Genomic DNA, 24,853 nt, shown 5'->3' with positions numbered 1-24,853 from the left:
TCTGGGTTCACTATAGACATCCATGCCCGGCAATGGCGTCACAGCCAGCGGCGGACACGACCACAGTACGCATGATACTCGGCCCCGAACAGCTGGCCGAGCAAGCGTTCCTCGTGCACGATCACGCCCCTCTGCATGGTGAAGATAACCAGCGGCAGCAGCAACCACGGCCACAGCGAGCCCCACAGCAAGGCGATACCGACATAGATCAGGCTGTCGGCAAGGTAGATGGGATTGCGTGAAAAGCGGAACGGGCCCTCCTCCACCAGCCTGGCGGGCCTGCCGTAGGGATTGACGGTGGTCCTGTGCCAGAGCATCAACAACCCGGCCCAGAGCATCAGCAGCACGCCGGCATCGATCAGTCCCCAACCCAGGTAGTGAGTCCAGAGATTGCGCGGCAATGCGATCGGCAACACCGACTCCAACAGCCAGGCCGCCGCGAGAAACAGCAGATAGATGACCGGTGGCGGCAGGATCACACCCGTGGCGCGCTTGAACATGAATCGGACTCCGAAAAAACGACACACGGCAGTCTAGCGCGCCACATGGCCCGCAATCAGGAAGATGCGTCGCGACAGCCGCCAGACAGCAAAAAGCCCGCTTTCGCGGGCTTTTCGATGCAGCGTTAGAACGCTTAGTTGCCGTATACCGGGAACTTGGCGCAAACCGCCTCGACCTTGCTGCGTACCGCTTCGATTACCGACTCGTCGCCCATGTTGTCGAGGATGTCGCAGATCCAGCCGGCCAGCTCGCGGCACTCGGTCTCGCCGAAGCCACGAGTGGTCACGGCCGGAGTGCCGATACGCAGACCGGAAGTCACGAACGGGGAACGCGGGTCGTTCGGCACGCTGTTCTTGTTCACGGTGATGTGCGCGTTGCCCAGGGCAGCATCAGCATCCTTGCCGGTGATGTCCTGCTTGATCAGGCTGAGCAGGAACAGGTGGTTCTGAGTGCCACCGGAAACCACGTCGAAGCCGCGCTGGATGAACACCTCGGCCATCGCCTGGGCGTTCTTCACCACCTGCTGCTGGTAGACCTTGAACTCGGGCTGCAGCGCTTCCTTGAAGCACACCGCCTTGGCCGCGATGACGTGCTCCAGCGGACCGCCCTGGGCACCGGGGAATACGGCCGAGTTCAGCTTTTTCTCGATCTCGGCGTTGGCGCGAGCCAGGATCAGGCCGCCGCGCGGGCCGCGCAGGGTCTTGTGGGTGGTGGTGGTGACCACATCGGCGAACGGCACCGGGTTCGGGTAGACGCCGGCGGCGACCAGACCGGCCACGTGGGCCATGTCGACGAACAGGTAGGCACCGACCTTGTCGGCGATCTCGCGGAAGCGGGCGAAGTCCAGCACCTGCGAATAGGCGGAGAAGCCGGCGACGATCATCTTCGGCTTGTGCTCGACGGCCAGACGCTCGACTTCGTCGTAGTCGATCAGGCCCTGGTCGTTGATGCCGTACTGCACGGCGTTGTACAGCTTGCCGGACGAGGACACGCTGGCGCCGTGGGTCAGGTGGCCACCGTGGGCCAGGCTCATGCCGAGGATGGTGTCGCCAGCGCTGAGCAGAGCCAGGTAGACGGCGGCATTGGCCTGCGAACCGGCGTGCGGCTGGACGTTGGCGTAGTCGGCGCCGAACAGCTCCTTGGCGCGATCGATAGCCAGTTGCTCGACCACGTCGACGTACTCGCAACCGCCGTAATAGCGCTTGCCCGGATAGCCTTCGGCGTACTTGTTGGTCAGCACCGATCCCTGGGCTTCCATCACCGCCGGGCTGGTGTAGTTCTCCGAGGCGATCAGCTCGATGTGGTCTTCCTGACGCTTGGCTTCCTGCTGCATGGCAGCGAAGAGATCGGCGTCGAAACGGGCGAGGGTCAAATCACGGCTGAACATGGCAGTCCTCTGAGATCAGCTGGCGGTAAAAGAGAGGCGCGGATTCTACCCCATCCGACTGCTGGCGGGTATGAGCGATAGTCATGCACAAGATGAACAGCCAGCGCTGCCTGAGCGCGCCCGAGGCGTCCCCGCGGTTTGCCCTGACCGGTGCATTCGGGTAGCTTTGCGCTCCTTACATGCCTCCCGTTTTTCCCGGCCCTCGCGGCCTCCGGGCGGCATCCTTCACCACCGTCACGGGCATTCGTTTCCATGGCTCAATACGTCTACACCATGCACCGGCTGAGCAAGGTCGTTCCGCCGAAGCGTGAGATTCTCAAGAACATTTCCCTGTCGTTCTTCCCCGGCGCCAAGATCGGTGTGCTCGGCCTGAACGGCGCCGGTAAATCCACCCTGCTGCGCATCATGGCCGGTGTCGACACCGAGTTCGACGGCGAAGCCCGCGCCATGCCGGGCATCAATGTCGGCTACCTGCCGCAGGAACCGCAGCTCGATCCGGAAAAGACCGTGCGCGAAGTCGTCGAGGAGGCGGTTGGTGTAATCAAGGACGCCCAGGCCCGCCTGGATGCCGTCTACGCCGCCTATGCCGAGCCGGACGCCGACTTCGATGCCCTGGCCGCCGAGCAGGCCAAGCTCGAAGCGATCCTGCAGGCATCCGACGGCCATAACCTGGAACGCCAGCTGGAAGTCGCGGCCGACGCACTACGCCTGCCGGCCTGGGACGCCAGGGTCGCGCACCTGTCCGGTGGCGAGAAGCGCCGCGTAGCGCTGTGCCGCCTGCTGCTGTCGGCGCCGGACATGCTGCTGCTGGACGAACCGACCAACCACCTGGACGCCGACTCGGTGGCCTGGCTGGAGCGCTTCCTCCATGATTTCCCGGGCACCGTGGTGGCGATCACCCACGACCGTTACTTCCTCGACAACGTCGCCGGCTGGATTCTCGAACTCGACCGCGGCGCGGGCATCCCGTACGAAGGCAACTATTCCGGCTGGCTGGAGGCCAAGTCGACCCGTCTGGCGCAGGAATCCAAGCAGCAGTCGGCCCATGAAAAGGCCATGAAGGAAGAACTGGAGTGGGTGCGCAAAGGCGCCAAGGCCCGCCAGTCCAAGTCCAAGGCTCGTCTGCAGCGCTTCGAGGAAATGCAGTCGCAGGAATTCCAGAAACGCGCAGAGACCAACGAGATCTACATCCCGGCCGGCCCGCGCCTGGGTGACAAGGTCATCGAATTCAAGAACGTCACCAAGGGCTACGGCGATCGCGTACTGATCGACGACCTCTCCTTCAGCGTGCCGAAAGGTGCCATCGTTGGCGTGATCGGTGGTAACGGTGCCGGTAAGTCGACCCTGTTCCGCATGCTGATGGGCAAGGAAACCCCGGACTCCGGCAGCATCGAAATCGGCGACACCGTGCAACTGGCCTGCGTCGATCAGAGCCGCGACGACCTGGATGGCGGCAAGACGGTGTGGGAGGCGGTCTCCGACGGCCTCGACCAGATCCGCATCGGCAACTACGAGGTGCCATCGCGCGGTTACGTCGGCCGCTTCAACTTCAAGGGTGCCGACCAGCAGAAGTTCGTCAAGGACCTTTCCGGGGGTGAGCGCGGGCGCCTGCACCTGGCATTGACGCTCAAGCAGGGCGCCAACGTGCTGCTGCTCGACGAACCGTCCAACGACCTCGACGTGGAAACCCTGCGTTCGCTGGAAGAGGCGCTACTGGACTTCCCTGGCTCGGCCATCGTGATCTCTCACGACCGCTGGTTCCTCGACCGCGTCGCCACGCACATCCTCTCCTACGAGGACGATGGCGGCGTCATGTTCTTCGAAGGCAACTACACCGAGTACGAAGCCGATCGCAAGAAACGCCTCGGCGATGCGGCCTCGCAGCCGCACCGCGTCAAATACAAGAAGCTGGCGCAATAAGCCCGGCATTGGACGAAGAACGGAGCCCAGGCGGCTCCGTTCTCGTGCCAGGGATGCGACTCACAGCTGGTGGCAAAACGCCTTCTGGCTGATAATCGCCATCCAATTTCCGGTCCGCAACTGGACCTCGCGACAGACAAGGGACTATCCGCATGGCTGCACTGGGACTGCGCGGCAAATCACTGCTGGCCTTGTTGCTCAGCTGCCTTCTTGCATTCGTCTTTGCCGGCTTCATCGGCCGTGAAGCGCTGCTCGGGGTGCAGAGTCGCTTCGGCGAGGCATACGCGCAGAACATCGTGCAGCTCAACCGCGAGCGCCTGTTCGCCCCGGTTTCTCGCGAGCTGGCCCTTGCCCAACGGCTCGCGGCCTCGCAAGCGACGCTCGCCTGGCTGAGCGACGAACAGAACCCCGCCAAGCGCGCGAGTTTTTTTAAGGAGGCGGCGGGCTACCAGCAGGCTTTGGGCGATCATGCCTACTTCGCGGCCTCGGCCCTGAGCAACAGCTATTACTCCAACGGCGCAGACCAACCGCCCAGCGAGGCCCCACGTTATACGATGGGCCCGGAAAACCCTCGCGACGAGTGGTTCTACCTGACCCTGGAAAGCGATGCGCCCTATACGATCAACGTCGATCGCTCGGCGGTCACCGGCGAGCTGAAGGTATGGTTCAACGTGCAGGTGCGCGACGGCGATCGGCGCCTGGGCATGGTCGGCTCCGGCATCAGCCTGAAGGCGTTCGTCGATGACTTCATCGAGTCCAGTACGGTTGGAGTCGAATCGATGGTCCTCGATGCCTACGGTTCGATTCTGGTCCATCCGAACCAGAATCTGGTCACCCTGAATGCCGACACCACCCGCGGCCGCTCGCTGTCCACCAGCATCCTCGGCCTGCTCGACGACGCCGAGGCAGCCTCGGCCGTGCGCCAGGCCATGGCCGAAAGCCGCAACAACCCCGGTACCGTGGCGGCACTGCAACTTGCCCTCGATGGCGCCCCGCGCTTGCTGGCACTGAGCTGGATACCCGAACTGCAGTGGTTCGTCGCCAGCTCCGTCGACCTCGGTACCGCTCAAGTCGTCGAGATTCGTCCACTGCTGCCCGCCATCGCCCTGTTCCTCGTGCTGTTCCTGCTGCTGATCGGCGGCGGCGCCTGGCTGGTGGAAAAGCGGGTGCTCAAGCCGCTGCGGCAGCTGCGCCGCAGCGCACAGGCGCTGGCAGCGGGGCAGTACGACACACCGCTGCCGCTGCACCGACAGGACGAGATCGGCGAGCTCAGCGCCGCCTTCGGCAGCATGGCGCAGAAAGTGCGTAGCCATACCAGCGAGCTGGAGCACCGCGTACGCGAGCGAACCCGCGATCTGGAGCAGGCCAACCTGGAAATGGCCGCCGCGCACAAGAAAATCGGCGACTCCATCGATTACGCCAGCCTGATCCAGCGCTCCATCCTGCCCAACCGCCAGTTGGTCACCGCCATGGGCGACCGCCATGCGGTGCTCTGGCGGCCACGCGACGTGGTCGGTGGCGATTTCTACGTCTACCGCGCCGACGAGCAGGGCTGCCTGTTCGGCGTCGTCGACTGCGCGGGCCACGGCGTACCCGGCGCGCTGATGACCATGCTCGCCCACGCCGCGATCGACCAGGCGCTGGGCAGCACCGGCCTGCAGGATCCTGCTGCGGCACTTTCACGCACCGACGCCATCGTGCGCAGCATGCTGCGCAACGAGGACGGCTCCCACGCCCTGGCGACGAACATGGACGTCGGCCTGGCCTATGTCGATCTGCGCCAGCGCAAGGTGCATTATTCCGGGGCGAAGATCGCGCTGTATTACTGCGACGGCGCAGAGGTGGAGGAAGTCAAGGCGGCGCGCCGCGCCGTCGGCGACAAGCGGATCGGCGAGTACCACAACACCACCATCAACCTGCAGCCGGGACGGACCTTCTACATGACCACCGACGGCTTTCTCGACCAGGCCGGCGGCGAACAGGGTTACGGCTTCGGCAACAGCCGCTTCGCCAGCATGATCCGCGAGCATGCTCGGCTGCCGCTGGCCGAGCAGGGCGAAGCCTTCAGCCTCGCTCTGGCGCGCTACCAGGGTGATTTCCCGCAGCGCGACGACATCACGATGTTATGTTTCCGTTTCGATTGAGACAGGGAGTTGGCCATGGCCCCCATCGACATGTTCGCGATGCGCGAACGCTACAACCAGCAACAGATCATGCTGTGCTTCAACGGTCCCATATCACGCAGCCTGATCGAGGAAATCGGTAATGCGCTGCGCAACTACATGGCCGAAGAGCAGGCGCACCCGTCATCGGCGATGGACGTGTTCGCGGTCTACATCGAAATGACGCAGAACATCCGTCACTACACCCGTGAGAAAAACTGGTCCGATCAGCAGGCCGGTGCCACGGTGGTGGTGTCCCGTGACGAACAGGGTCGGTACGTGGTTTCCGCCGGCAACCTGGTCGAGACTGCCGACGGACAGCTACTGCTCGATGCGGTGGCCGAGCTGGCGAAACTGGACAAGGCCGGACTGAAGGCCCTGTACAAGGAACAACTGCGCAAACCCCACGATGAACATGTGACCACTGGCGCCGGGCTCGGCCTGATCGACATCGCCCGCAAGTCCAGCGAGCCACTCGAGGCCTCGCTGCAGCCGGTCTCCGACGGACTTTCCTTCCTGAGCCTGAGCGCCGTCATTTGAATATCGAGAGTATCCACATGAACGATTTTTCCATCCCCGGCAGCCAATCCACGCCCGCCATCCAGTCCGACTGGGAGAAGGGCATCGTCTCGATGCAGGGCGACTCCTTCCCGGAAAACTCCTATGAACTGTTCCGCCAGGTCTACGAATGGATCGAGCGATTTCTCGCCGATGCCGCGCATCCACTGAGCCTGGAATTGCGGCTGCTGTATCTCAACACCAGCAGCATCAAGGCGATGATGGACATCTTCGACCTGCTGGAGTCGGCCTTTCAGAGTGGTCGCCAGGTGGGCGTCAACTGGTACTACGACATCCGTAACGAGCGTGTGGTAGAACTGGCCGAGGAATTCAAGGAAGACTGCAGCTTTCCCTTTTCCATCCAGAGTCATGACTGACTAGAAGGTCGATATGCGCGGGCCATCCCCAGCCGAGCAGGAGGTAGCCATTCTCCTCGCCGATCCACAGTTCGAAGGGCATCCATTGAAAGAGGCCCTGAGCAGACTGTGGGCAACCCACCATGATCTGCTCGGACGGATAGAACGGATCACTCGCGTCTCGGACGGCTACCAGAGCATTGCCCGCGAGCGCGAGCAGAGCCTGGCCGCGCGCTTCGAAAAGCAGCTGCGTCAGCTGGAAAAGGTCGCACGCATTTCCGATCGCTACCAGATGATGATGCAGGACCTGAATGCCTCGCTGCGCGAGGCCTCGACCCTGGACTCGCTTACCGGGATCGCCAACCGTCGCCTGCTGACCGAGCGCCTGCGCGAGGAAAGCGAGCGCGCCAAACGCTATGCCCGTCCGCTGGCGGTGGTCATGCTGGATATCGATCGTTTCAAGGGAATCAACGACGACTACGGCCATGATGTCGGTGATCGCGTGCTGATCGAGGTGGTTCGCGTGATGGAGTCCGAGATACGTGAGCACGACCTGTGCGGGCGCTGGGGCGGTGAGGAGTTCCTCATCCTGATGCCGGAGTGCCCCGCCGAAAGAGCCAAGATGGTGATGCGCCGCCTGGGCGACAGCATCGCTGCCCTCGGCGTACGGGTGAACGACAGTCTGCTCAGGGTGACCGTGAGCATGGGCATTGCCGAATTGCGCCCGGATGAAACCTATTCGAGCACCATCAACCGGGCCGATAGCGCCTTGTTGCGCGCAAAGCGCAGTGGGCGCAATCGCTGCGAACTGGCCGAATAGCCACCCCCGACGAAGCACAGGAATGACGCACTAAGCGCACTATTTCAGTGCAAGTAGAGCGACACCTCCACCACCCAAAGCCTGAAGCCTCGGAAAACCTTTAAATAGGCGCCCCGAGCTGCGCCAAGATCATCAGCTCCATAGCACCACAAATGCACCATTTGGCAGCATTAAAGCCCAACGACGCACTTCCGCGGTGCAAATCAGGTTTGTTACAGTCGCCGGCCGAAATTATTAATGACTGCCGACACGCGGTCGCCGAGGGCCTACCTGATGATCGAAACCGTTGATGCCTTTCTCGCGCGGTTGAAGCAACGCGACCCCCACCAACCCGAATTTCACCAGGCGGTGGAAGAAGTGGTTCGCAGCCTCTGGCCCTTCCTCGAAGCCCATCCGCATTACATGCAGGCCGGCATCATCGAACGCATGGTCGAACCGGAGCGCTCGATCATCTTCCGCGTACCCTGGGTCGACGATCAGGGTCGTGTGCAGGTCAATCGCGGCTTCCGCATCCAGATGAACAGCGCCATTGGCCCATACAAAGGCGGCCTGCGCTTCCATCCGTCGGTGAACATCGGCGTCCTCAAGTTCCTCGCCTTCGAACAGGTCTTCAAGAACTCCCTGACTTCGCTGCCCATGGGCGGCGGCAAGGGTGGCTCGGACTTCAACCCCAAGGGCAAGAGCGACAACGAAGTGATGCGCTTCTGCCAGTCGTTCATGACCGAACTGTACCGCCATATCGGCGCTGACCTCGACGTGCCGGCCGGTGACATCGGCGTCGGCGGCCGCGAAATCGGCTTCCTGTTCGGCCAGTACAAGCGCCTGTCCAACCAGTTCACCTCGGTCCTGACCGGCAAGGGCCTGGCCTACGGCGGCAGCCTGGTTCGCCCGGAAGCCACCGGCTACGGCTGCGTGTACTTCGCCGAGGAAATGCTCAAGAGCAGCCACAGCAGCTTCGACGGCAAGCGCGTGGCGATCTCCGGTTCCGGCAACGTCGCGCAGTACGCGGCGCAGAAGGTCATGGAGCTGGGTGGCCGGGTCGTCTCGCTGTCCGACTCGGGCGGCACCCTGCACTTCGCGGACGGCTTGACCGCCGAGCAGTGGACCTACCTGATGGACCTGAAAAACGTCCGGCGCGGTCGCCTCGAGGAGATGGGCACGCAGTTCGGCGTCACCTACCTGGCCGACCAGCGCCCATGGCGCCTGCCGTGCGACATCGCCCTGCCCTGCGCCACGCAGAACGAACTGGATGGCGAAGATGCCCGCGCGCTGCTGAAGAACGGCTGCATCTGCGTGGCCGAAGGCGCCAACATGCCGTCGACCCTGGAAGCCGTGGACCTGTTCCTCGAGGCCGGCATCCTCTACGCACCGGGCAAGGCATCCAACGCCGGTGGTGTGGCCTGTAGCGGTCTGGAGATGAGCCAGAACGCCATGCGCCTGCACTGGACCGCCGGTGAGGTGGATACCAAGCTGCACGGCATCATGCAGTCGATCCACCACGCCTGCGCCGCCCACGGCGAGGAAAACGGTCGGATCAACTATGTGAAAGGTGCCAACATCGCCGGCTTCGTCAAGGTCGCCGATGCCATGCTGGCCCAGGGCGTGGTCTGACGCAGCGCCAGCGGCAAGCCTCAGGCTCGGCCAGTTGCACGAAAGCCCCTGCCCGATCGAACGGCGGGGGCTTTTCTTGTTCAGCGTGGTCGCCGTACAGCCGTGGGCTGGGCTTTAGCCCAGCGCTGCCGGATCGACATCCCTCGGTGGGCTAAAGCCCACCCTACGAGTGCTCTGTGGTTTTGCACGCGCCATGCGGGGAAGGCCCGGCAAAGACGCCTTACCAGTAATTCTCCACAGCCACCTGCCCGGGTTTGCGGGTAAGCGCCAGGTTCATGCCGCGCACCTTCAGCACCGCACGGGTGTCCTCGTTCATCTGCGGATTGCCGCAGAGCATGATCCGCGAATGCTCGGGTGCCAGCTGCAGATCGGCCGCACGCTCCAGCTCGCCGTTCCCGATCAGTGTGGTGATGCGCCCGTGCAGCGCACCGGGTACCTGCTCGCGAGTCACCACCGGCAGGTACAGCAGCTTCGCGCCCAGCCCTTCCAGGTAATCGCGCTGCGGCAGTTCGGCGATCAGCTGCTGATAGCCCAGTTCACGCGCCTCGCGCACGCTGTAGACCAGAATGATGCGCTCGAAGCGCTGCCAGGCCTCGAAGTCCTGCAGGATCGAAAGGAACGGCGCGATCCCTGTGCCGGTTGCCAGCAGCCAGAGGTCACGGCCATCGGCAAAGCGATCCAGCGTCAGGAAGCCGAAGGCCTGCTTGTCCACCAGCAGTTCGTCGCCGACGGCAAGCCGGCTCAGTTCGCTGGTGAACTCGCCATCCGGCACCACGATAGAGAAGAAATCGAGAAACTCGTCGTGCGGCGCCGAGACCATCGAATAGGCGCGCCAGACGATGCCGCCGTCTGGCTTGCGCACGCCGAGGCGGGCGAACTGCCCGGCGCTGAAACGAAAGCCGGGATCGCGGCTGGTACGCAGGGTGAACAGGTTGGGCGTCAACGTCTGCACCTCGAGCAGGCGTTGGCGGGTGAACTTCTCTTCGCTGGCGGTCATACTTCGCTCCCTCCGAGCAGATGCCGGGGTGCTGTTCGCAATCCCCGTAAACGCTTTGATACTCCATTCCGACGCCCACAAACACCGCCAGTTCTCATGCCTACTCTCGATACTCCCTATGCAAGCCTCGACCTGATCCGCCAGCCGGAGCAGCCGAACGAGCCGCTGCAGGCCTTCGATGCCGCCGACGAATACCTGCTGGCCCAGCTGCACGAACAGGGATTGCCGGTGGCCACACGGGTGCTGATCCTCAATGACAGCTTCGGCGCCCTCGCCTGCGCACTGGCCATGCACGCCGAGGTCACCAGCAGTGGCGACTCGCACCTGGCCCATCTGGCGCTGCAGAAGAACCTGGCGCGCAATGGGATATCCGAGACAAGAGTGAGCTTCGTTGCGGCCAGCGAGGTTGCCCAGGGGCCGTTCGATCTGGTGCTGATTCGCGTACCGAAGACCCTCGCCCTGCTGGAGGAACAGCTGATCCGCCTGCATGGGCAGCTGGCGCCCGGCGCACGGGTGATCGCCGCGGCGATGATCAAGCACCTGCCGCGCGCCGCCGGTGACCTGCTGGAGCAGTACATCGGTCCGGTGCAGGCCTCGCTGGCGGTAAAGAAGGCGCGCCTGCTCAGCGCAACACCGGTCGACAAACCGGCGCCGCAGTCACCCTACCCGACCCGCTACCAGCTCGATCAGCCGAAACTCGAACTGCTCAACCACGCCAACCTGTTCTGCCGCGAAGGCCTCGATATCGGCACGCGCGCCTTCCTGCCGCACCTGCCCAAGGCGTTGGGCGCGCTGCGCGTGGCCGATCTCGGTTGCGGCAACGGCGTACTCGGCATTGTCTATGCGCTGGGCAATCCGCAGGCGCAACTGACGCTGGTGGACGAGAGCCACATGGCGGTGCAGTCGGCGCGGGAGAACTGGCAGGCGATCCTCGGCGAACGCCCGGTCGAGATCCGTGCCGACGACGGCCTGGCGGAACAGCCAGCGGCTTCGCTGGATCTGGTGTTGTGCAATCCGCCGTTCCACCAGCAGCAGGTGGTCGGCGATTTCCTCGCCTGGCGCATGTTCACCCAGGCCAAGGCCGCGCTGGCCAAGGGCGGCGAGCTATGGATCGTCGGCAACCGCCATCTCGGCTATCACCTCAAGCTCAAGCGCCTGTTCGGCAACGCCGAGCAGGTCGGTGCCACGCCGAAGTTCGTGATTCTCAAGGCCACCCGGACATCCTGAAGGTATCGGCGCCCGATCGGCCGACAGCTTGCGCGGGCGGGAACGCAGAGGCCATGACCACGAAGCATGGTCGCGAGCAAGGCTCGCTCCGGCAGGACAACGTGCCGGCTGCAGGGCCGGGGGCTGGCGCGCATAAGGCGCTCGCCGCCAACCTCAGTCGCTCTCGGCGTCGGCGCGCAGCAGCGCCTCGCTGATCGCCCGCCCGACCTGCTCGAACAGCTGCCCGGCTTCCTTGCCCTCGTCCAACTCTTCGGCACAGGCGACCACGACGATCGCGCGGGTTTCATCCCGCGGCTCGATGACGCCGACATGGCAGGCACGTCCCAGCTGGGTGCCGGTCTTCTGGATGAAGGGCACGTCTTCCGGCAGCCCGGCCTCGAGGCGGTAGTTGTCGTAGGAACCGAGCTTCATGTCGCCATACAGCAGGTCCCGGCTGTTCGCTGAGAGCAGTTCGCCACGCACCAGCTTTTCCAGCAGCGCGCCATAGGCCACCAGGCTGCTGGAGTTGAGGTGGCGGGCGTAGTAACGCGCATACGCCTCCTCCATGCTCGCCGCCTTCAGCTCGTCCGGCTGCCGGTTCAGCACCCTGGCCAGCGCCTGGTAGCGCGGCTGGCTGAACGGCGCCGAGGCCAGCTCCACCAACTGCATGTTCTCCAGCCGGGCCGCGTCCGGGTGCACTTCGCCGTAGACATCGCGGCGTACCTGGGTGAACGTCGTGATTGCCTCGAAGTCGCCGCCCATGCTCTTGCCGGTGCGCGCGTTGAGCTCGTCCTCGCCGACCAGGCGGATCAGCATATTGGCCGCGGTGTTGTCGCTCTCGATCAGCATTTCCTCGAGCAGCTCGCGCAGCGCATAGTCGACGCCCGCATCCTGCCAGACCAGATCGCCGGAGCCATCCACCTTGTCCTCGGTTTCCAGGGTCAGGCGCTGATCCAGATTGAACGCCCCCTCGTCGACGCTCTGCAGCACGGCGATGGCGATCGGCACCTTCACCGCAGAGCCGAGATACCAGAAGCGCTCGGCGTCGTAACGCAGCTCGCCGTCATCGCCCAGATGCTTGATGTAGACGCCCAGCTTGCCGGGTGCTGCGGCGTCGATGCGGCGCAGCTCCTGCTCCAGACCATCCTTCCAGGTCGCCTCGGCCTGCTCGGTGCAGGCCGTCAGTCCGGCAAGCGGCAGGAGCAGCGCGCACAGTGCGATCTGTCTGTTCATCGTCGGATCAACCCCGCAGCGGTGACCGCCTCGCCGGTCGCGCGCAACGCCCGCTCGGCCTGGCTGGTGGAAGCGACGCCGCGAACGCAGGCGACGATGATGAGCCGTGTGGACAAGCCCCCGGCCCCGATAGCCGGCGGATCGACCAACCCGGCATCGCAGATGCGCGCGCGCTGGGTGCCGGTCTTGTGCGCGAAGCCCACCCCATGCGGCAGACCGGCCTTGATCCGCTGCTTGCCGGTCGCCACCCGGCGCATCACGCTCAGCAGGTACTCGGTGCTTGCCGGCGCCAGCGCGGTGCCGGCATCCAGTGCCGAGAGCAGATCGCCGTAAGCCTTCAGGGTGCCCGAGTTGAATGCCGTGGCGTAGTAGCGCTCATAGGCAGTACCGAGGCTGATGGGCGCCAGTGCCGTTCGCTCCACACCCAGCAGACGAGCCAGCAACGCAAGGCGGCCGGCGTCGTTCGGCTGGCGCCTTAGCGCAAGAAAGTCCATGCCGGACAGCTCGCGTGCCGCCGGATGCAGTTCGCCGTAGATCAGCCGCCGCACTTCGGCCAGCGAGGTGATCGGGCCGAAGCCTGCGGGCACCAGTTCGCGGACGACCGCATTGACCTGCTCGATCCCGACCAGGCGGATGAGCATGTCGCTGGCAGTGTTGTCGCTGTGGATCAGCATCTGGTCCAGCAGGTAGCGCACGTTGAGGGCCTTGCCCGGCGCATGGCCATTGGTCGGGCCGGCTCCGTCGACATAATCGGACGCCAGCAGCGCCACCGAGCTGTCCAGTGTCAGTTCGCCCTGCTCGATCCGGCGCATCACGGCGATGGCGATCGGCACCTTGACGGTCGAGGCCAGGTACCAGGACTCCTCACCGTGATAGGAGACGGAGGTGCCGGTCTGCATGTCCTTGACATAGACGCCAAGCTGACCGGGCGTTTGCCTGTCGACCCGAGCGATACGCGCCAGAAACGGCCCACTCCACTCGAAGTTGTCCCGGGCAACGGCGGGCTGATCCTGCGTGACGAGCAGCAACGCTGCCAGCAGCAGGCGCCCGGCGACCGGTAAACGAAGCAGCGATGACGGATGCATGGTCCTCCGGAGTCGTGTCATGCGATTTCCAACTATCCGACCACCGCCGTGGCCGGCCGTGCGCACCTCCCGATCACCGGTGGCGCAACGGTCGGGCCCGCTGCGAGTCCCATGTGGAGGATTCGCCCACTTCGTCACGAGGCGCGGACGATCCGGCAAAAAGAGCCCTATGCGCCGTTCCGGCGCCGCCAACCGACGCAGGAGTGAGCCGTGCCGCACAAGGAACATTTCATCGGACTGGAGTGGCTGCGTTTTCTGCTGGCCATCTACGTGGTGCTGTTCCATACCGTGCACACCTACGTCGGGGACGAGCCGTCCTGGCTGGCCGACCTGGCCGGCGTCGGCTTCTTCGCCACCAGCAGCTTCTTCGTCCTCTCCGGTTTTCTACTGGCGCACGTGTACTGCCGGCAGGGTGAACTGCGCGAGCCGGCAGGGCATTTCCTCGGCAAGCGCCTGGCCAATCTCTATCCGCTGCATCTGTTCTCCCTGCTGCTGACCGCCATCGTGCTGACGATCATCGCCAAGCTCGGCATCCCGCCGGACGATGCCAAGGCGAGCCTGCGCTACGTGGTCTACGACACCAACGAGAATGTCGCGGGCGAAGCCCTCGAGCACTTCATGAACAACCGCGAGCTGACGCTCAACTTCGCCCTGCAACTGTTCATGCTGCATGCCTGGAACCCCTACTACCTGACATTCAACCCGCCGCTTTGGTCGATCTCCACGCTGTTCTTCTTCTACCTGTGCTTCCCGCTGCTGGCGCCTCGCCTGATGCGCCAGCGCCACAAGGGCTGGTGGCTGCTGGCGATCGGCGTGCTTTACCTGCTGCCGCCGCTGTGGGCGATCCAGCAACAGGCCTATGGCATTCCTGTCACCGGCATGCTGCACCGCATGCCGCTGCTGCGGCTGCCGGAGTTTCTCGCCGGCATCCTGCTCTGCGGGCTGTTCCGCGAATGGCGCAGCGCTGGCGGACAACTCGGCGCCGTGGGGCGGCTGGCGCTGGCCGTCTTCGTGCTGGGGAGTTTTCTGGCGACGCTGGGGCTGCTCAAGGGCGAGCGCTACTGGTATTTCCTGCTGCACAACGGCCTGCTGCTGCCGGCGCAGCTGGCGCTGGTCTGGCTCTGTGCGCTGGTCGCCACGCCGCGCAATGCCGCGCTGGTCGGCTGGTCGCAACGGCTGGGTGCGGCCTCGTTGCCGCTGTTCGTGCTGCATGTGCCGGTGTTCATTCTCTTTTCGCGCTCGGAGAAGCTGCTCGGGGTGGTGTCGGCGACGTGTTTCGAGGACTGGGCGGATTGTGTGGTGCAGGCGGGGGAGCAGGCGCTGACGCCGGCGTTGTATCCGCTGTATCTGGGGTTGTGCATTATGGTGTGCGTGGTGGCGCAGGAGCGGGCAGTGGTGCCGGTGAGGCGGTTTTTGCTGAGGCGGGTCTTGAAGAGTTGAGGTCTTTGGTCAGGGTGAAAAGGCGCTTAACGAGATGGCTGATGACGACACCCGGCAGCAGGCCACTCGTTATCCGCCCAACGACGCATCTGCCGCAGCCGCGACGGTGGGCTGAAGCCCACCCTACGGTCGCCGCAAGCCGTTACAACAACTTGTCCAGGGTGATCGGCAGATCCCTGACCCGCTTGCCCGTGGCGTTGTAGATCGCATTGGCCACGGCCGCCGCCACCCCGACGATGCCGATCTCCCCGACCCCCTTCGACCCGAGGTCATTGACCACTTCGTCGTGCTCTTCGACGAAGATCACCTCGATATCCGGAATGTCGGCATTCACCGGGATGTGGTACTCGGCGAGGTTGTGGTTCATGTAACGACCGAGCTTGTGGTCGATCAGGGTTTCCTCCTGCAGGGCCTGGCCGATACCCCAGACCACGCCGCCGACGATCTGGTTGCCGGCGGTCTTCGGGTTGACGATGCGCCCGGCGGCGATGGCACTGACCACCCGCTCGACCTTCACCGTGCCCAGTTCCTCGTCCACCCGCACCTCGACGAATACCGCCGAGTGGGTCGCCGTCGCCCAGGCGTCGCGCTTCTCGTCCGGCTTGACGCTGGCCTCGGCCTCCAGTGCGCCACTGACCTGAACGATCTGCCGCAGCGACACGGCATGCTGCCCGGATTTCAGCCGCAGCTCCCCGTCGACGAATTCCACCGCTTCGGGATTGGCCCCGGTAAAGGGCGAGGCCGGGGACTGCTGCGCGGCGTCCAGCAGCTTCTGCCGTAGCCCTGCGCAAGCCCGCTGCACCGCGCTGCCGACGGATGACACCGTCGCCGAGCCGCCCTCCAGCGGCGCCTGCGGCAGGCTCGAATCGCCGAGGCGGAACTCCACATCCGTCATCGGCAGGCCCATCGCATCGGCCGCGATCTGGGTCATCGCGGTGTAGGTGCCGGTGCCGATATCGGCGGTGGCGCTACTGACCAGCAACCGACCGTCGGCATCGAGGCAGGCGCGTGCGCTGGCCGGCATCTGCATCGCCTCCCAGACACCGGTGGCCATGCCCATGCCGACCAGCTGATGGCCGTCGCGCAGACCGCGTGGCTGCGCCGGGCGCCGCGACCAACCGAAACGCTCGGCGCCCTGCTGGTAGCAGGCACGCAGCTCCTTGCTGGAATAGCGCTTGCCTTCGTTACCGTTGATCTCGGTGTAGTTGCGCAAGCGCAGCTCCAGCGGATCGATACCGACTTCGTAAGCCAGCTCGTCCATCGCGCACTCCAGCGCATAGACGCCGATGGTCGCGCCCGGCGCGCGCATGTCCAGCGGCGTATAGACGTCCAGCGGCGCCAGGCGATAGCCCAGGCGCACGTGGTCGCAGGCGTAGAGCATGCCGGACCACTCCACCTCGTGCTCGGTGAAATCCTCGAAGCGCGAGGTCTGGCCGATGGCCTTGTGCTCGATCGCCTGCAGGCGACCTTCGCCATCGGCCGCGAGCTTCAGCTGCTGGATGGTGCGCGGGCGATAGCCAAAGGTGAACATCTGCTGCCGGGTCAGCTCGACGCGTACCGAGGCCTTGAGCTTGAGCGCGGCCATCACCGCCAGCGGCAGCTGGTATTGCGGGCGCAGGCCGGAACCGAAGGCGCCGCCGACGAAGGGCGCGAGCACGCGAATCCTGCCCTGCATGTCGAACACCTGCTCCAGATAGCGCTGGCAGTTCTGCACGCCCTGGGTCTTGTCATGGATCAGCAGCTCGCCGCCCGCTTGGTACTGGACGATGGACGCATGCGGCTCCATCGGGTTGTGATGTTCGACCGGGGTGCTGTATTCGCAGTCGATACGCTTGGCCGCCGCGGCGAATGCCGAGTCGAAATCACCGCGCGGCGCGGGCAATTCGGCCGGCGCCTCGTGGGCCTGCTCGCGCGCCGCCTGCAGATCGGTCTGGTGCGCTTCGACTTCGTACTCGATACGCACCAGGCTCGCCCCGTGCAGCGCCAGCGCCTGGGTCTCGGCAACCACCAGCGCCAGTGGCTGGCCGCTGTACAGCACGCGGTCGTTGTACAGCGGGCGGAACGGCGAGCCATCGGCGGCATCGTCGTCCTCGTACGGCTCGTCGTAACTGGCCACCGCAGGGCGGTTCCGATGGGTCAGAACCAGATGCACGCCGGATAGCGCCTCCGCCGCCGTGGCATCGATGTGACTCGCCCGGCCGCGGGCGATGCTGCTCGACACCACGGCCCCATAAAGCAGCCCGGGCACCTCGGCCTCGGCGGCGTAGCAGGCCTTGCCGGTGACCTTGAGCGGACCGTCGACACGGTCCAGCGGCTTGCCCAGTGGAGAGTTGACGCTGTTCATCGGACGGTTCCTCCCGCGGCTTCGGTGAGTGCGCGCACGATGGCGCGTCGTGCCAGGTCGATCTTGAAGGCGTTGTCGGCGAGCGGCTGCGCACCTTGCAGCAGGCGGTCGGCCGCAGCGGCAAAACGATCAGGCCCGGCAGGCTTGCCGCTGAGCAGGTCCTCGGCCTCTTCCAGGCGCCAGGGTTTGTGCGCCACGCCACCCAGGGCGATGCGCCCACGGCGGATGATCTCGCCATCCATCTCCAGCGCCGCCGCGACGGACACCAGGGCGAAGGCATAGGAGGCGCGATCGCGTACCTTGAGGTAGGCGCAATGGCTGGCAAAACCCTCCACCGGCAACTCGATGGCGGTGATCAGCTCGCCCTCGGCAAGTACGTTGTCCTGCTGCGGCTGGTCGCCGGGCAGCCGGTGGAAGTCCACCAGGTCGATGCGGCGCTGGCCGTGCGGCCCCTGCACGTGCACCCGCGCATCCAGTGCCGCCAGCGCCACGCACATGTCCGACGGATGCACGGCGACGCAGTGTTCGCTGGCGCCGAGAATCGCGTGGATACGATTGCGTCCGTCGCGTGCGCCACAGCCGGAGCCCGGCTCGCGCTTGTTGCAGGGCGTGGCGGTGTCATAGAAGTAGTAGCAGCGGGTGCGCTGCAGCAGGTTGCCGCCGGTGCTGGCCATGTTGCGCAGCTGTGGCGAAGCCCCGGCGAGGATCGCCTTGCTCAGCAGCGGGTAGCGCGCTTCGATCTGCGGGTGCCAGGCCAGGTCGGCATTGCTCACCAGCGCACCGATGCGCAGCCCGCCCTCGGCGGTCTGCTCGATCTCGCGCAGCGGCAGGCCATTGATGTCGATCAGCTGAGCGGGGCGCAGCACGTTTTCTTTCATCAGGTCGAGCAGATTGGTGCCACCGGCGATGTAGCGGCTGTCCGGCCCGTGCAGGGCAATGGCCTGATCGATGAGTTCGGGGCGCTGATAACTGAACGGCGTCATTGCACACCCTCCTGGCCGCGCAGCATCGGCAGCGCGTCTTCGATGGCGGCGAGAATGTTCGGATAGGCACCACAGCGGCAGAGGTTGCCGCTCATCTGCTCGCGGATCTCATCGCGGCTAGTGGCACGGTTCTCGGCAACGAGCCCGGCGGCCGAGCAGATCTGGCCCGGCGTGCAATAGCCGCACTGGAAGGCGTCGTGCTTGACGAAGGCAGCCTGCAGCGGATGCAGCGTCGCATCGCGGGCCAGGCCCTCGATGGTGGTCAGCCGCGCGCCGTCGTGCATCACCGCCAGGGTCAGGCAGCTGTTGATGCGGCGGCCGTCGAGCAGCACCGTGCAGGCGCCGCACTGGCCGTGGTCGCAGCCTTTCTTGGTGCCGCTCAGACCGAGCTGGTCGCGCAGCAAATCGAGCAAGGTGGTCCAGGGTTGTACCTCGAGCTCGCGGCGTTCGCCGTTCAGCTCCAGGCTGATGGTGCAGGTGTGCCCTGCAACTGAAGATTTTTCGCTCATGGCAGCCTCACGGTTTGGGCATTGGGATGCGCTGTCCGTGCGTCTTGGGGTACGACTGGCGCGGCGCCGAAAACGTTCAGCGCCGCTGGCCGGCCGCAGGCTGCCAACGGCTGTCTCGCAGCGAGCAATGTGCGCTCACCGCGGAGGAATCTGCGATACGAGGCGAGGCTAGTTCGTCGTGGCCGGTACCAGCATGGCGGCCGCCACCTCGCGCCGCTTGCCGCGGCCGGCCAGCCGCTCCACCAGCGTCAGGGCGAACTCCAGGGCAGTCGCCGGTCCCTGGCTGGTGATGCAGTTGCCGTCCACCACCACCGGCTGGTCGAGAAAATGCGTGCCGGTCAGGTTATCGCTCATGCCCGGATAGCAGGTCACCTGACGGCCCTTGAGCACACCGTAGGGATGCAACGCCACCGCCGGCGCGGCGCAGATCGCCGCGTAATCGCGGCCGGCGCGGGCCTGCTGGCGCACACGCTCGGCCAGCGGCTCCAGTTCGCCGAGGGTCTTCGCCCCGGGCATGCCGCCGGGCAGCACGATCAGGTCGAAATCCTGCGCCAGCACGTCGAGCAGCATGACGTCAGCGGTAATCCGCGTGCCGCGCGCGCAGCTCAGCATGCGCCGCTGCTCGGCGCTGGCCACCAGTACTTCGAACTCGGCGCGGCGCAGCACGTCGATCAGGGTGACGGCTTCCAGATCCTCGGAGCCGTCGGCGATCGGAATCAGGACTCGTTTGCTCATGACGTTCACCTGCTCAATGGAAATTCAACGGCGCTGCCGGCCGGTGTAAGATGCCCGGCTTTTGCGATGACCCGCTAATCGCCCAGCAGAGGCGACAGCCCACACTTACGACCGGCACAAGAGGATCGACCATGCTGGAAAAGCTGTTTCAACTCAAGGCGCACAACACCACGCTGCGCACCGAGATCCTGGCCGGTATCACGACCTTCCTGACGATGGCCTACATTCTCTTCGTCAACCCGAGCATCCTCGCCGAGGCCGGCATGGACCACGGCGCAGTGTTCGTCGCCACCTGCCTGGCCGCGGCCATCGGCTCGGCGATCATGGGCCTGGTCGCCAACTACCCGATCGCGCTGGCGCCGGGCATGGGCCTGAACGCCTTCTTCACCTACACCGTGGTTCTGACCATGGGCTACACCTGGCAGACCGCGCTGGGCGCGGTATTCCTCTCCGGGGCGATCTTCTTCCTGTTGTCGATCTTCCGGATCCGTGAATGGATCATCCACAGCATCCCGCTGGCCCTGCGCGCCGGGATTGCCGCGGGCATCGGCCTGTTCCTGGCGATCATCGCGCTGAAGAACGCCGGCATCGTGGTCGATAACCCGGCGACCCTGGTCGGCCTCGGCGATCTCAGCGCCGGCGGCCCGCTGCTGGCCTGCCTGGGCTTCTTCCTGATCGCCGCGCTGGCCTACCGCAAGGTCACCGGCGCGGTGATGATCGGCATCCTGGTGGTCACCGGGCTGTCGATTCTGCTCGGCCTGTCGCAGCTCGACGACGTGGTCTCGATGCCGCCATCGCTGGCGCCGACCTTCATGCAACTGGACATCATGGGCGCGCTGGACATCGGCCTGATCAGCGTGATCTTCGCCTTCCTCTTCGTCGACCTGTTCGATACCTCCGGCACGCTGATCGGCGTCGCGCAGAAGGCCGAACTGCTGGACAAGGACGGCAAGCTGCCGCGCCTGGGCCGCGCCCTGCTGGCCGATAGCACCGCCACCATGGCCGGCGCCGCGCTGGGTACCTCGACCACCACCAGCTACATCGAATCCGCCGCTGGTACCGCGGCTGGTGGCCGCACCGGCCTGACGGCCTGCGTGGTCGCGCTGCTGTTCCTGCTCAGTCTGTTCTTCGCCCCGCTGGCCGGTGCCATACCGGCCTACGCCACCGCGCCGGCACTGCTGTTCGTCGCCGTGCTGATGATGAGCAGCCTGGCCGGTATCGACTGGGACGACCTCACCGTCGCCGCACCGGTCGTGGTTGCCGCGCTGGCCATGCCGCTGACCTTCTCCATCGCCAACGGCATCGCCTTCGGCTTCATCGCCTGGACCGCGATCAAGCTGCTGGCCGGCCGCTGGCGCGAGCTGAGCCCGGCGATGTGGGTGCTCTCGGCGCTGTTCGTGGTCAAGCTGGGCTGGTTCGCCGGCTGACGCCGTAGGGTGGATGACGCTTTTTTCATCCACCTTTCATACGGAGACGGTGGATGGATGAAGCGTCAGCTGCGCACCCCGATCCACCCTACGATTTACCTACCATTCCAAGAGTCTTCATGAGCGCTCCGCAATTCGACCCCGCCACCTACGACGCCCAACTCGCCGAGAAAGCCGCCCGGCTGGTGGAACTGCTGGCGCCGTTCGACGCCCCTGCGCCGGAAGTCTTCGACTCGCCGCGTGAGCACTACCGCCTGCGCACCGAGTTCCGCCTGTGGCGCGAGGACGGCCAGCGGCATTACGCGATGTTCGAGCGGGGCGACAAGCACAAGGCGATCCTGATCGACGACTTCCCCATCGCCAGCCGCCGGATCAACCAGCTCATGCCGCAGCTCAAGGCCGCCTGGCAGGCGTCCGAGACGCTGAGTTTCAAACTGTTCCAGGTCGAGTTCCTCACCACCCTGGCCGGTGACGCGTTGATCACCCTGGCCTACCACCGTCCGCTGGATGACGCCTGGCAGGCCGAAGCCGAACGCCTGGCGGCGAGCCTGGGCGTCAGCCTGGTCGGCCGTTCCAAGGGCAAGCGCATCGTCATCGGCCGCGATTACGTGGAAGAACAACTGATCGTCGCCGGTCGGACTTTCCGCTATCGCCAGCCGGAAGGCGCCTTCACCCAGCCCAACGGCGAGGTCTGCCAGAAGATGCTGAACTGGGCCTTCGACGTGCTAGGTGAGCGCAACGACGACCTGCTCGAACTCTACTGCGGCAACGGCAACTTCACCCTGCCGCTGGCCACCCGCGTGCGTCGCGTGCTGGCCACCGAGATCAGCAAGACCTCGGTCAACGCCGCGCTGGCCAACATCGAGGACAACGGCATCGACAACATCGAGCTGGTGCGTCTCTCCGCCGAGGAGCTGACCCAGGCGCTGAACGAGGTGCGGCCGTTCCGCCGCCTGGCCCATATCGACCTGAAGCGCTACGACTTCGGCAGCATTTTCGTCGACCCGCCGCGCGCCGGCATGGACCCGGACACCTGCGAGCTGACCCGCCGCTTCGAGCGCATCCTCTACATCTCCTGCAACCCGGAAACCCTGGCGCAGAACATCGCCCAGCTGGCCGACACCCATCGCATCGAGCGCTGCGCGCTGTTCGACCAGTTCCCCTACACCCACCACATGGAATCCGGGGTGCTGCTGGTTCGCAAGTGAACACCGAGTGAACGCCGGCAGCCCTGCACAACGAATTCGTCAGCCGCGCCGGCTGGATGCTGCGGCTACCGCGCCTCGCTCGCCGCCAGCCTCCTCGAGTGCCACGGGTTCAGCCGGGTGGTCAACGTGCCGGGCTCCTGGACCGCCTGGCGCTGGCACGACCTGCCGGTGGCGCAACGCCAGGCGCGCCGTACCTCAGCCTCCGTTCGCCCCGGGTATCTGGCTCGGCGCCTGGGATGGTGCTTCTGCCGGCGCCGCCGTACTGGCTACCGACACGCCGGCCGCAGCATCACGCTCGCGATCGCCGCTGCTGTTGGCCAGCAGACTGGCGGTCGCGGTCTGCAGGTAGGCTTCCAGCTGACGCTGCAGCAACGCCTGCTGGGCATCCGCCTCGAGGCGCTCAGCCTGCGCATCGGCGCCCAGGCGATAGCGATACAGGCGTGCATCCTGGTCCCTGGGCTGCACCAGCACGCGGTCGCCCCGAATCATCGCCACCGTCTGGTCGCTGCCCGACGGCTTGATGATGCCGAAGCCCGGATCATCCGCCGCCAGGCTGAGCAGGTCGCGTCCCCAGCACTGGTGCCGCACCTCGCCACCAAGCCGGCCCATGATGGTCGGCACCACGTCGACCTGGGTCCCGACCACATCGCGACGGCTGCCGAAACGCTCGGTGATGCCCGGCGCGATCAGCAGCAGCGGCACGTTGAAGCGGAACAGGTCCATCTCGGTCACTTCTTCCGGCACGCCGAAGCCATGGTCGCCGACCACCACGAAGAGTGTCTGCCCGAACCAGGGCTCGTCACGCACCTTGTCGAAGAACTGCCCCAGCGCCCAGTCCGAATAACGCATCGCGGTCAGGTGCTGATCCAGCGCGCCGTGTCCTTCCACTGTGGCAACCGGCAGTTGCTCCGGCAGTGCGTAGGGCGTGTGATTGGACAGCGTCTGCAACAGTGCATAGAACGGCGTGCCACGGTCCAGCTGCTGCAGCTCCTCGGCGGCGCGGGCGAACATGTCCTGATCGGAAACGCCCCAGGTCGGGTCGGCAACCACCGGATCGACATAATCGCCGCGACCGATGAAGCGGGTCATGCCCTGGTTGCTGAAGAACCCGGACTGGTTGTCCCAGGCGAAGTCGCCGTTGTAGACGTAAACATCGTTGAACGCCCTTGCGCTGAGCAGTTGCGGCAGCCCGGAGAAGCGGTTGCCACCCTCCGGCGTCTGCATCAGATACTCGAAGCCCGGCAGGTTGGGGAAGCAGGCCATGCTGGCGAACATGCCCTGGTGGGTATGGGTGCCATTGGAGAAGAAGCGGCTGAACAGCAGCCCCTGCTCGGCGAGGCGGTCGAAGTTCGGCGTGATGCCCTCCCGGCTGCCCAGCGCACCGACGAAGCGCCCGGCGAAGCTTTCCATCAGGATCACCACCACGTTGCGCACTGGCAGCTGCCCGGCCGTCGGCGGCTGGAAGTCGCGGCGCACCGCGGCCAGCCCGGCATCGACCAGCCGGTCGTTGCCGGTCAGCAGTAGCTCGCGGGTGATCGTCAGGGCCTGCTCGGCCGGCAGCGTCGCCTTCCAGCTGTTGTCGCGATGGCTGGACAGGCGGCTCTTGGCGGCGTCGTAAAGCGACAGCGTCGCGTTCAGGCCGAGATGGTTGGCGAACATCGACTCGGTGGTGAAGGCATCGCCCCAGCGCAGCGGCGGACCCTGGCGCAGCGTACCGCGCGCGGCCACCACGCAGACCAGCACCAGCACCGTGAATACCGCGGCACGTGTGTGCCAGGCCGGCCTGCGCTGCCGGACGATGACTGGCCCGCGGGTGCCTGTGCCGCGCGTCAGCCGCTCCAGCCAGCCGAACACGACGAACATCGCAGCACTCGCCACGCCCCATGCCGCCAGCAGCCGCAGGACCGGAAAACCATGCCAGAGCATGCTCAGCACGGTCGCCGGATCTTCCTGCAGATACTGGAACACCAGGCTGTTGAGGCGCTGGTGGAACTCGCGATAGAAGTTCAGCTCGATCAGCCCGAGCAGGATCGCCAGGCTGGCACAGGCACCCAGCCACAGCCGCAGCAGGCGCCGGGCGGCCATCACGCGCACGCTCAGCACGCCGAGCAGCAGCGGCAGCAGGATGTAAACCGTCACCCGCAGATCGAAGCGCAGACCGTTGCCGAACGCTTCGACGAAGCTGCCCAGCGGCGTGCTGCCGATCAGCTCTCGGTTGAACAGCAGCAAGCCCAGGCGCAGCAGGGCGAAAAGCAAAAGCAGCGCCAGCGCGCTGGCGAGGGTGAACCGCAGGTGCGCGGCCAGGCCGCTGAAACCGGGCGCAGAGGGCTCTCGCCCGTCGCGTTGCAGAAAAGAAAACATGAGTACGTCC

The 24,853-nt window shown here is 65.4% G+C and carries 20 protein-coding genes; 10 read left to right on the top strand and 10 right to left on the bottom strand.

The window, feature by feature from the left end; genetic code table 11:
- Positions 1 to 38: 38 nt before the first annotated feature.
- Positions 39 to 500: a methyltransferase family protein gene (locus B597_RS41255; protein ID WP_003292339.1), complete on the bottom strand. Its 462-nt coding sequence runs from the start codon at positions 498 to 500 to the stop codon at positions 39 to 41.
- A 134-nt stretch (positions 501 to 634) separates the two neighbouring features.
- Positions 635 to 1,888, bottom strand: a complete 1,254-nt coding sequence (gene glyA / locus B597_RS41250) for a serine hydroxymethyltransferase (protein ID WP_003292338.1) — start codon at positions 1,886 to 1,888, stop codon at positions 635 to 637.
- Between the two features lie 252 nt (positions 1,889 to 2,140).
- On the opposite strand from glyA, the gene ettA reads away from it, so the two are divergent.
- From ettA to gdhA, 6 genes are all read left to right on the top strand, one after another.
- Entirely contained in the window at positions 2,141 to 3,808 is a 1,668-nt protein-coding gene (gene ettA / locus B597_RS41245; protein ID WP_003292337.1) for an energy-dependent translational throttle protein EttA, read from the top strand.
- 152 nt (positions 3,809 to 3,960) lie between these two features.
- A complete protein-coding gene (gene siaA / locus B597_RS41240; protein ID WP_024162394.1) occupies positions 3,961 to 5,952 on the top strand; it encodes a biofilm regulation protein phosphatase SiaA in 1,992 nt (663 codons plus the stop codon).
- A 15-nt stretch (positions 5,953 to 5,967) separates the two neighbouring features.
- The gene (siaB, locus tag B597_RS41235) at positions 5,968 to 6,510 is read left to right on the top strand and encodes a biofilm regulation protein kinase SiaB (protein WP_003292336.1); all 543 of its coding nucleotides are present in this window, start codon (positions 5,968 to 5,970) and stop codon (positions 6,508 to 6,510) included.
- Positions 6,511 to 6,527: 17 nt separating this feature from the next.
- Positions 6,528 to 6,905, top strand: coding sequence for a biofilm regulation phosphoprotein SiaC (gene siaC / locus B597_RS41230; RefSeq protein WP_003292335.1), 378 nt, complete (start codon positions 6,528 to 6,530; stop codon positions 6,903 to 6,905).
- 13 nt (positions 6,906 to 6,918) lie between these two features.
- Positions 6,919 to 7,704, top strand: a complete 786-nt coding sequence (gene siaD / locus B597_RS41225; protein WP_003292334.1) for a biofilm regulation diguanylate cyclase SiaD — start codon at positions 6,919 to 6,921, stop codon at positions 7,702 to 7,704.
- A gap of 273 nt (positions 7,705 to 7,977) precedes the next feature.
- Positions 7,978 to 9,315 carry an NADP-specific glutamate dehydrogenase gene (gdhA, locus tag B597_RS41220; protein ID WP_003292333.1) on the top strand — a complete coding sequence of 446 codons (1,338 nt, stop codon included), beginning with the start codon at positions 7,978 to 7,980 and terminating at the stop codon, positions 9,313 to 9,315.
- Between the two features lie 220 nt (positions 9,316 to 9,535).
- Here gdhA and B597_RS41215 read toward each other — a convergent pair whose 3' ends face one another.
- Entirely contained in the window at positions 9,536 to 10,312 is a 777-nt protein-coding gene (locus B597_RS41215) for a ferredoxin--NADP reductase (RefSeq protein ID WP_003292332.1), read from the bottom strand.
- A 96-nt stretch (positions 10,313 to 10,408) separates the two neighbouring features.
- Between B597_RS41215 and B597_RS41210 the strand changes: the two genes are divergently transcribed.
- Positions 10,409 to 11,539: a methyltransferase gene (locus B597_RS41210; RefSeq protein WP_003292331.1), complete on the top strand. Its 1,131-nt coding sequence runs from the start codon at positions 10,409 to 10,411 to the stop codon at positions 11,537 to 11,539.
- 153 nt (positions 11,540 to 11,692) lie between these two features.
- On the opposite strand, the gene B597_RS41205 is transcribed toward B597_RS41210, so the two are convergent.
- Positions 11,693 to 12,751 (bottom strand): serine hydrolase, encoded by a 1,059-nt coding sequence (locus B597_RS41205; protein WP_003292330.1) that lies wholly within the window; start codon positions 12,749 to 12,751, stop codon positions 11,693 to 11,695.
- Entirely contained in the window at positions 12,748 to 13,836 is a 1,089-nt protein-coding gene (locus B597_RS41200) for a serine hydrolase (RefSeq protein ID WP_003292328.1), read from the bottom strand. The genes B597_RS41205 and B597_RS41200 overlap by 4 nt, the downstream gene beginning before the upstream one ends.
- 210 nt (positions 13,837 to 14,046) lie before the next feature.
- On the opposite strand from B597_RS41200, the gene B597_RS41195 reads away from it, so the two are divergent.
- A complete protein-coding gene (locus B597_RS41195; protein ID WP_003292327.1) occupies positions 14,047 to 15,276 on the top strand; it encodes an acyltransferase family protein in 1,230 nt (409 codons plus the stop codon).
- 142 nt (positions 15,277 to 15,418) lie between these two features.
- On the opposite strand, the gene B597_RS41190 is transcribed toward B597_RS41195, so the two are convergent.
- The 4 genes from B597_RS41190 to B597_RS41175 form a co-directional block, all read right to left on the bottom strand.
- Positions 15,419 to 17,620, bottom strand: a complete 2,202-nt coding sequence (locus tag B597_RS41190) for a xanthine dehydrogenase family protein molybdopterin-binding subunit (protein ID WP_003292326.1) — start codon at positions 17,618 to 17,620, stop codon at positions 15,419 to 15,421.
- Positions 17,617 to 18,603 (bottom strand): FAD binding domain-containing protein, encoded by a 987-nt coding sequence (locus tag B597_RS41185; protein ID WP_003292325.1) that lies wholly within the window; start codon positions 18,601 to 18,603, stop codon positions 17,617 to 17,619. Before B597_RS41185 ends, B597_RS41190 begins: the two co-directional genes overlap by 4 nt.
- The gene (locus B597_RS41180; protein WP_003292323.1) at positions 18,600 to 19,112 is read right to left on the bottom strand and encodes a (2Fe-2S)-binding protein; all 513 of its coding nucleotides are present in this window, start codon (positions 19,110 to 19,112) and stop codon (positions 18,600 to 18,602) included. Before B597_RS41180 ends, B597_RS41185 begins: the two co-directional genes overlap by 4 nt.
- 168 nt (positions 19,113 to 19,280) lie before the next feature.
- Positions 19,281 to 19,847, bottom strand: a complete 567-nt coding sequence (locus tag B597_RS41175) for a DJ-1 family glyoxalase III (RefSeq protein WP_003292322.1) — start codon at positions 19,845 to 19,847, stop codon at positions 19,281 to 19,283.
- 131 nt (positions 19,848 to 19,978) lie between these two features.
- On the opposite strand from B597_RS41175, the gene B597_RS41170 reads away from it, so the two are divergent.
- Complete coding sequence (locus B597_RS41170; RefSeq protein ID WP_003292320.1) at positions 19,979 to 21,274, top strand: NCS2 family permease; 1,296 nt, start codon at positions 19,979 to 19,981, stop codon at positions 21,272 to 21,274.
- A gap of 119 nt (positions 21,275 to 21,393) precedes the next feature.
- Positions 21,394 to 22,482, top strand: a complete 1,089-nt coding sequence (gene trmA / locus B597_RS41165; protein ID WP_003292318.1) for a tRNA (uridine(54)-C5)-methyltransferase TrmA — start codon at positions 21,394 to 21,396, stop codon at positions 22,480 to 22,482.
- A gap of 195 nt (positions 22,483 to 22,677) precedes the next feature.
- Here trmA and B597_RS41160 read toward each other — a convergent pair whose 3' ends face one another.
- Positions 22,678 to 24,843 (bottom strand): LTA synthase family protein, encoded by a 2,166-nt coding sequence (locus B597_RS41160; protein WP_003292317.1) that lies wholly within the window; start codon positions 24,841 to 24,843, stop codon positions 22,678 to 22,680.
- Positions 24,844 to 24,853 lie beyond the last annotated feature (10 nt).

The organism is Stutzerimonas stutzeri KOS6, from assembly GCF_000307775.2.
In the GTDB taxonomy this organism is placed as follows: Bacteria; Pseudomonadota; Gammaproteobacteria; order Pseudomonadales; family Pseudomonadaceae; genus Stutzerimonas; species Stutzerimonas stutzeri_B.
The sequence above is the reverse complement of the archived record's forward strand: the minus strand, read 5'-3'. Positions and strand labels throughout refer to the sequence as shown.

What these genes read in the sequence shown, in the direction of transcription:
- B597_RS41255 (WP_003292339.1), bottom strand. Translation starts at nt 500, where the DNA reads ATGTTCAAGCGCGCCACGGGTGTGATCCTGCCGCCACCGGTCATCTAT.
- glyA (WP_003292338.1), bottom strand. Translation starts at nt 1,888, where the DNA reads ATGTTCAGCCGTGATTTGACCCTCGCCCGTTTCGACGCCGATCTCTTC.
- ettA (WP_003292337.1), top strand. Translation starts at nt 2,141, where the DNA reads ATGGCTCAATACGTCTACACCATGCACCGGCTGAGCAAGGTCGTTCCG.
- siaA (WP_024162394.1), top strand. Translation starts at nt 3,961, where the DNA reads ATGGCTGCACTGGGACTGCGCGGCAAATCACTGCTGGCCTTGTTGCTC.
- siaB (WP_003292336.1), top strand. Translation starts at nt 5,968, where the DNA reads ATGGCCCCCATCGACATGTTCGCGATGCGCGAACGCTACAACCAGCAA.
- siaC (WP_003292335.1), top strand. Translation starts at nt 6,528, where the DNA reads ATGAACGATTTTTCCATCCCCGGCAGCCAATCCACGCCCGCCATCCAG.
- siaD (WP_003292334.1), top strand. Translation starts at nt 6,919, where the DNA reads ATGCGCGGGCCATCCCCAGCCGAGCAGGAGGTAGCCATTCTCCTCGCC.
- gdhA (WP_003292333.1), top strand. Translation starts at nt 7,978, where the DNA reads ATGATCGAAACCGTTGATGCCTTTCTCGCGCGGTTGAAGCAACGCGAC.
- B597_RS41215 (WP_003292332.1), bottom strand. Translation starts at nt 10,312, where the DNA reads ATGACCGCCAGCGAAGAGAAGTTCACCCGCCAACGCCTGCTCGAGGTG.
- B597_RS41210 (WP_003292331.1), top strand. Translation starts at nt 10,409, where the DNA reads ATGCCTACTCTCGATACTCCCTATGCAAGCCTCGACCTGATCCGCCAG.
- B597_RS41205 (WP_003292330.1), bottom strand. Translation starts at nt 12,751, where the DNA reads ATGAACAGACAGATCGCACTGTGCGCGCTGCTCCTGCCGCTTGCCGGA.
- B597_RS41200 (WP_003292328.1), bottom strand. Translation starts at nt 13,836, where the DNA reads ATGCATCCGTCATCGCTGCTTCGTTTACCGGTCGCCGGGCGCCTGCTG.
- B597_RS41190 (WP_003292326.1), bottom strand. Translation starts at nt 17,620, where the DNA reads ATGAACAGCGTCAACTCTCCACTGGGCAAGCCGCTGGACCGTGTCGAC.
- B597_RS41185 (WP_003292325.1), bottom strand. Translation starts at nt 18,603, where the DNA reads ATGACGCCGTTCAGTTATCAGCGCCCCGAACTCATCGATCAGGCCATT.
- B597_RS41180 (WP_003292323.1), bottom strand. Translation starts at nt 19,112, where the DNA reads ATGAGCGAAAAATCTTCAGTTGCAGGGCACACCTGCACCATCAGCCTG.
- B597_RS41175 (WP_003292322.1), bottom strand. Translation starts at nt 19,847, where the DNA reads ATGAGCAAACGAGTCCTGATTCCGATCGCCGACGGCTCCGAGGATCTG.
- B597_RS41170 (WP_003292320.1), top strand. Translation starts at nt 19,979, where the DNA reads ATGCTGGAAAAGCTGTTTCAACTCAAGGCGCACAACACCACGCTGCGC.
- trmA (WP_003292318.1), top strand. Translation starts at nt 21,394, where the DNA reads ATGAGCGCTCCGCAATTCGACCCCGCCACCTACGACGCCCAACTCGCC.
- B597_RS41160 (WP_003292317.1), bottom strand. Translation starts at nt 24,843, where the DNA reads ATGTTTTCTTTTCTGCAACGCGACGGGCGAGAGCCCTCTGCGCCCGGT.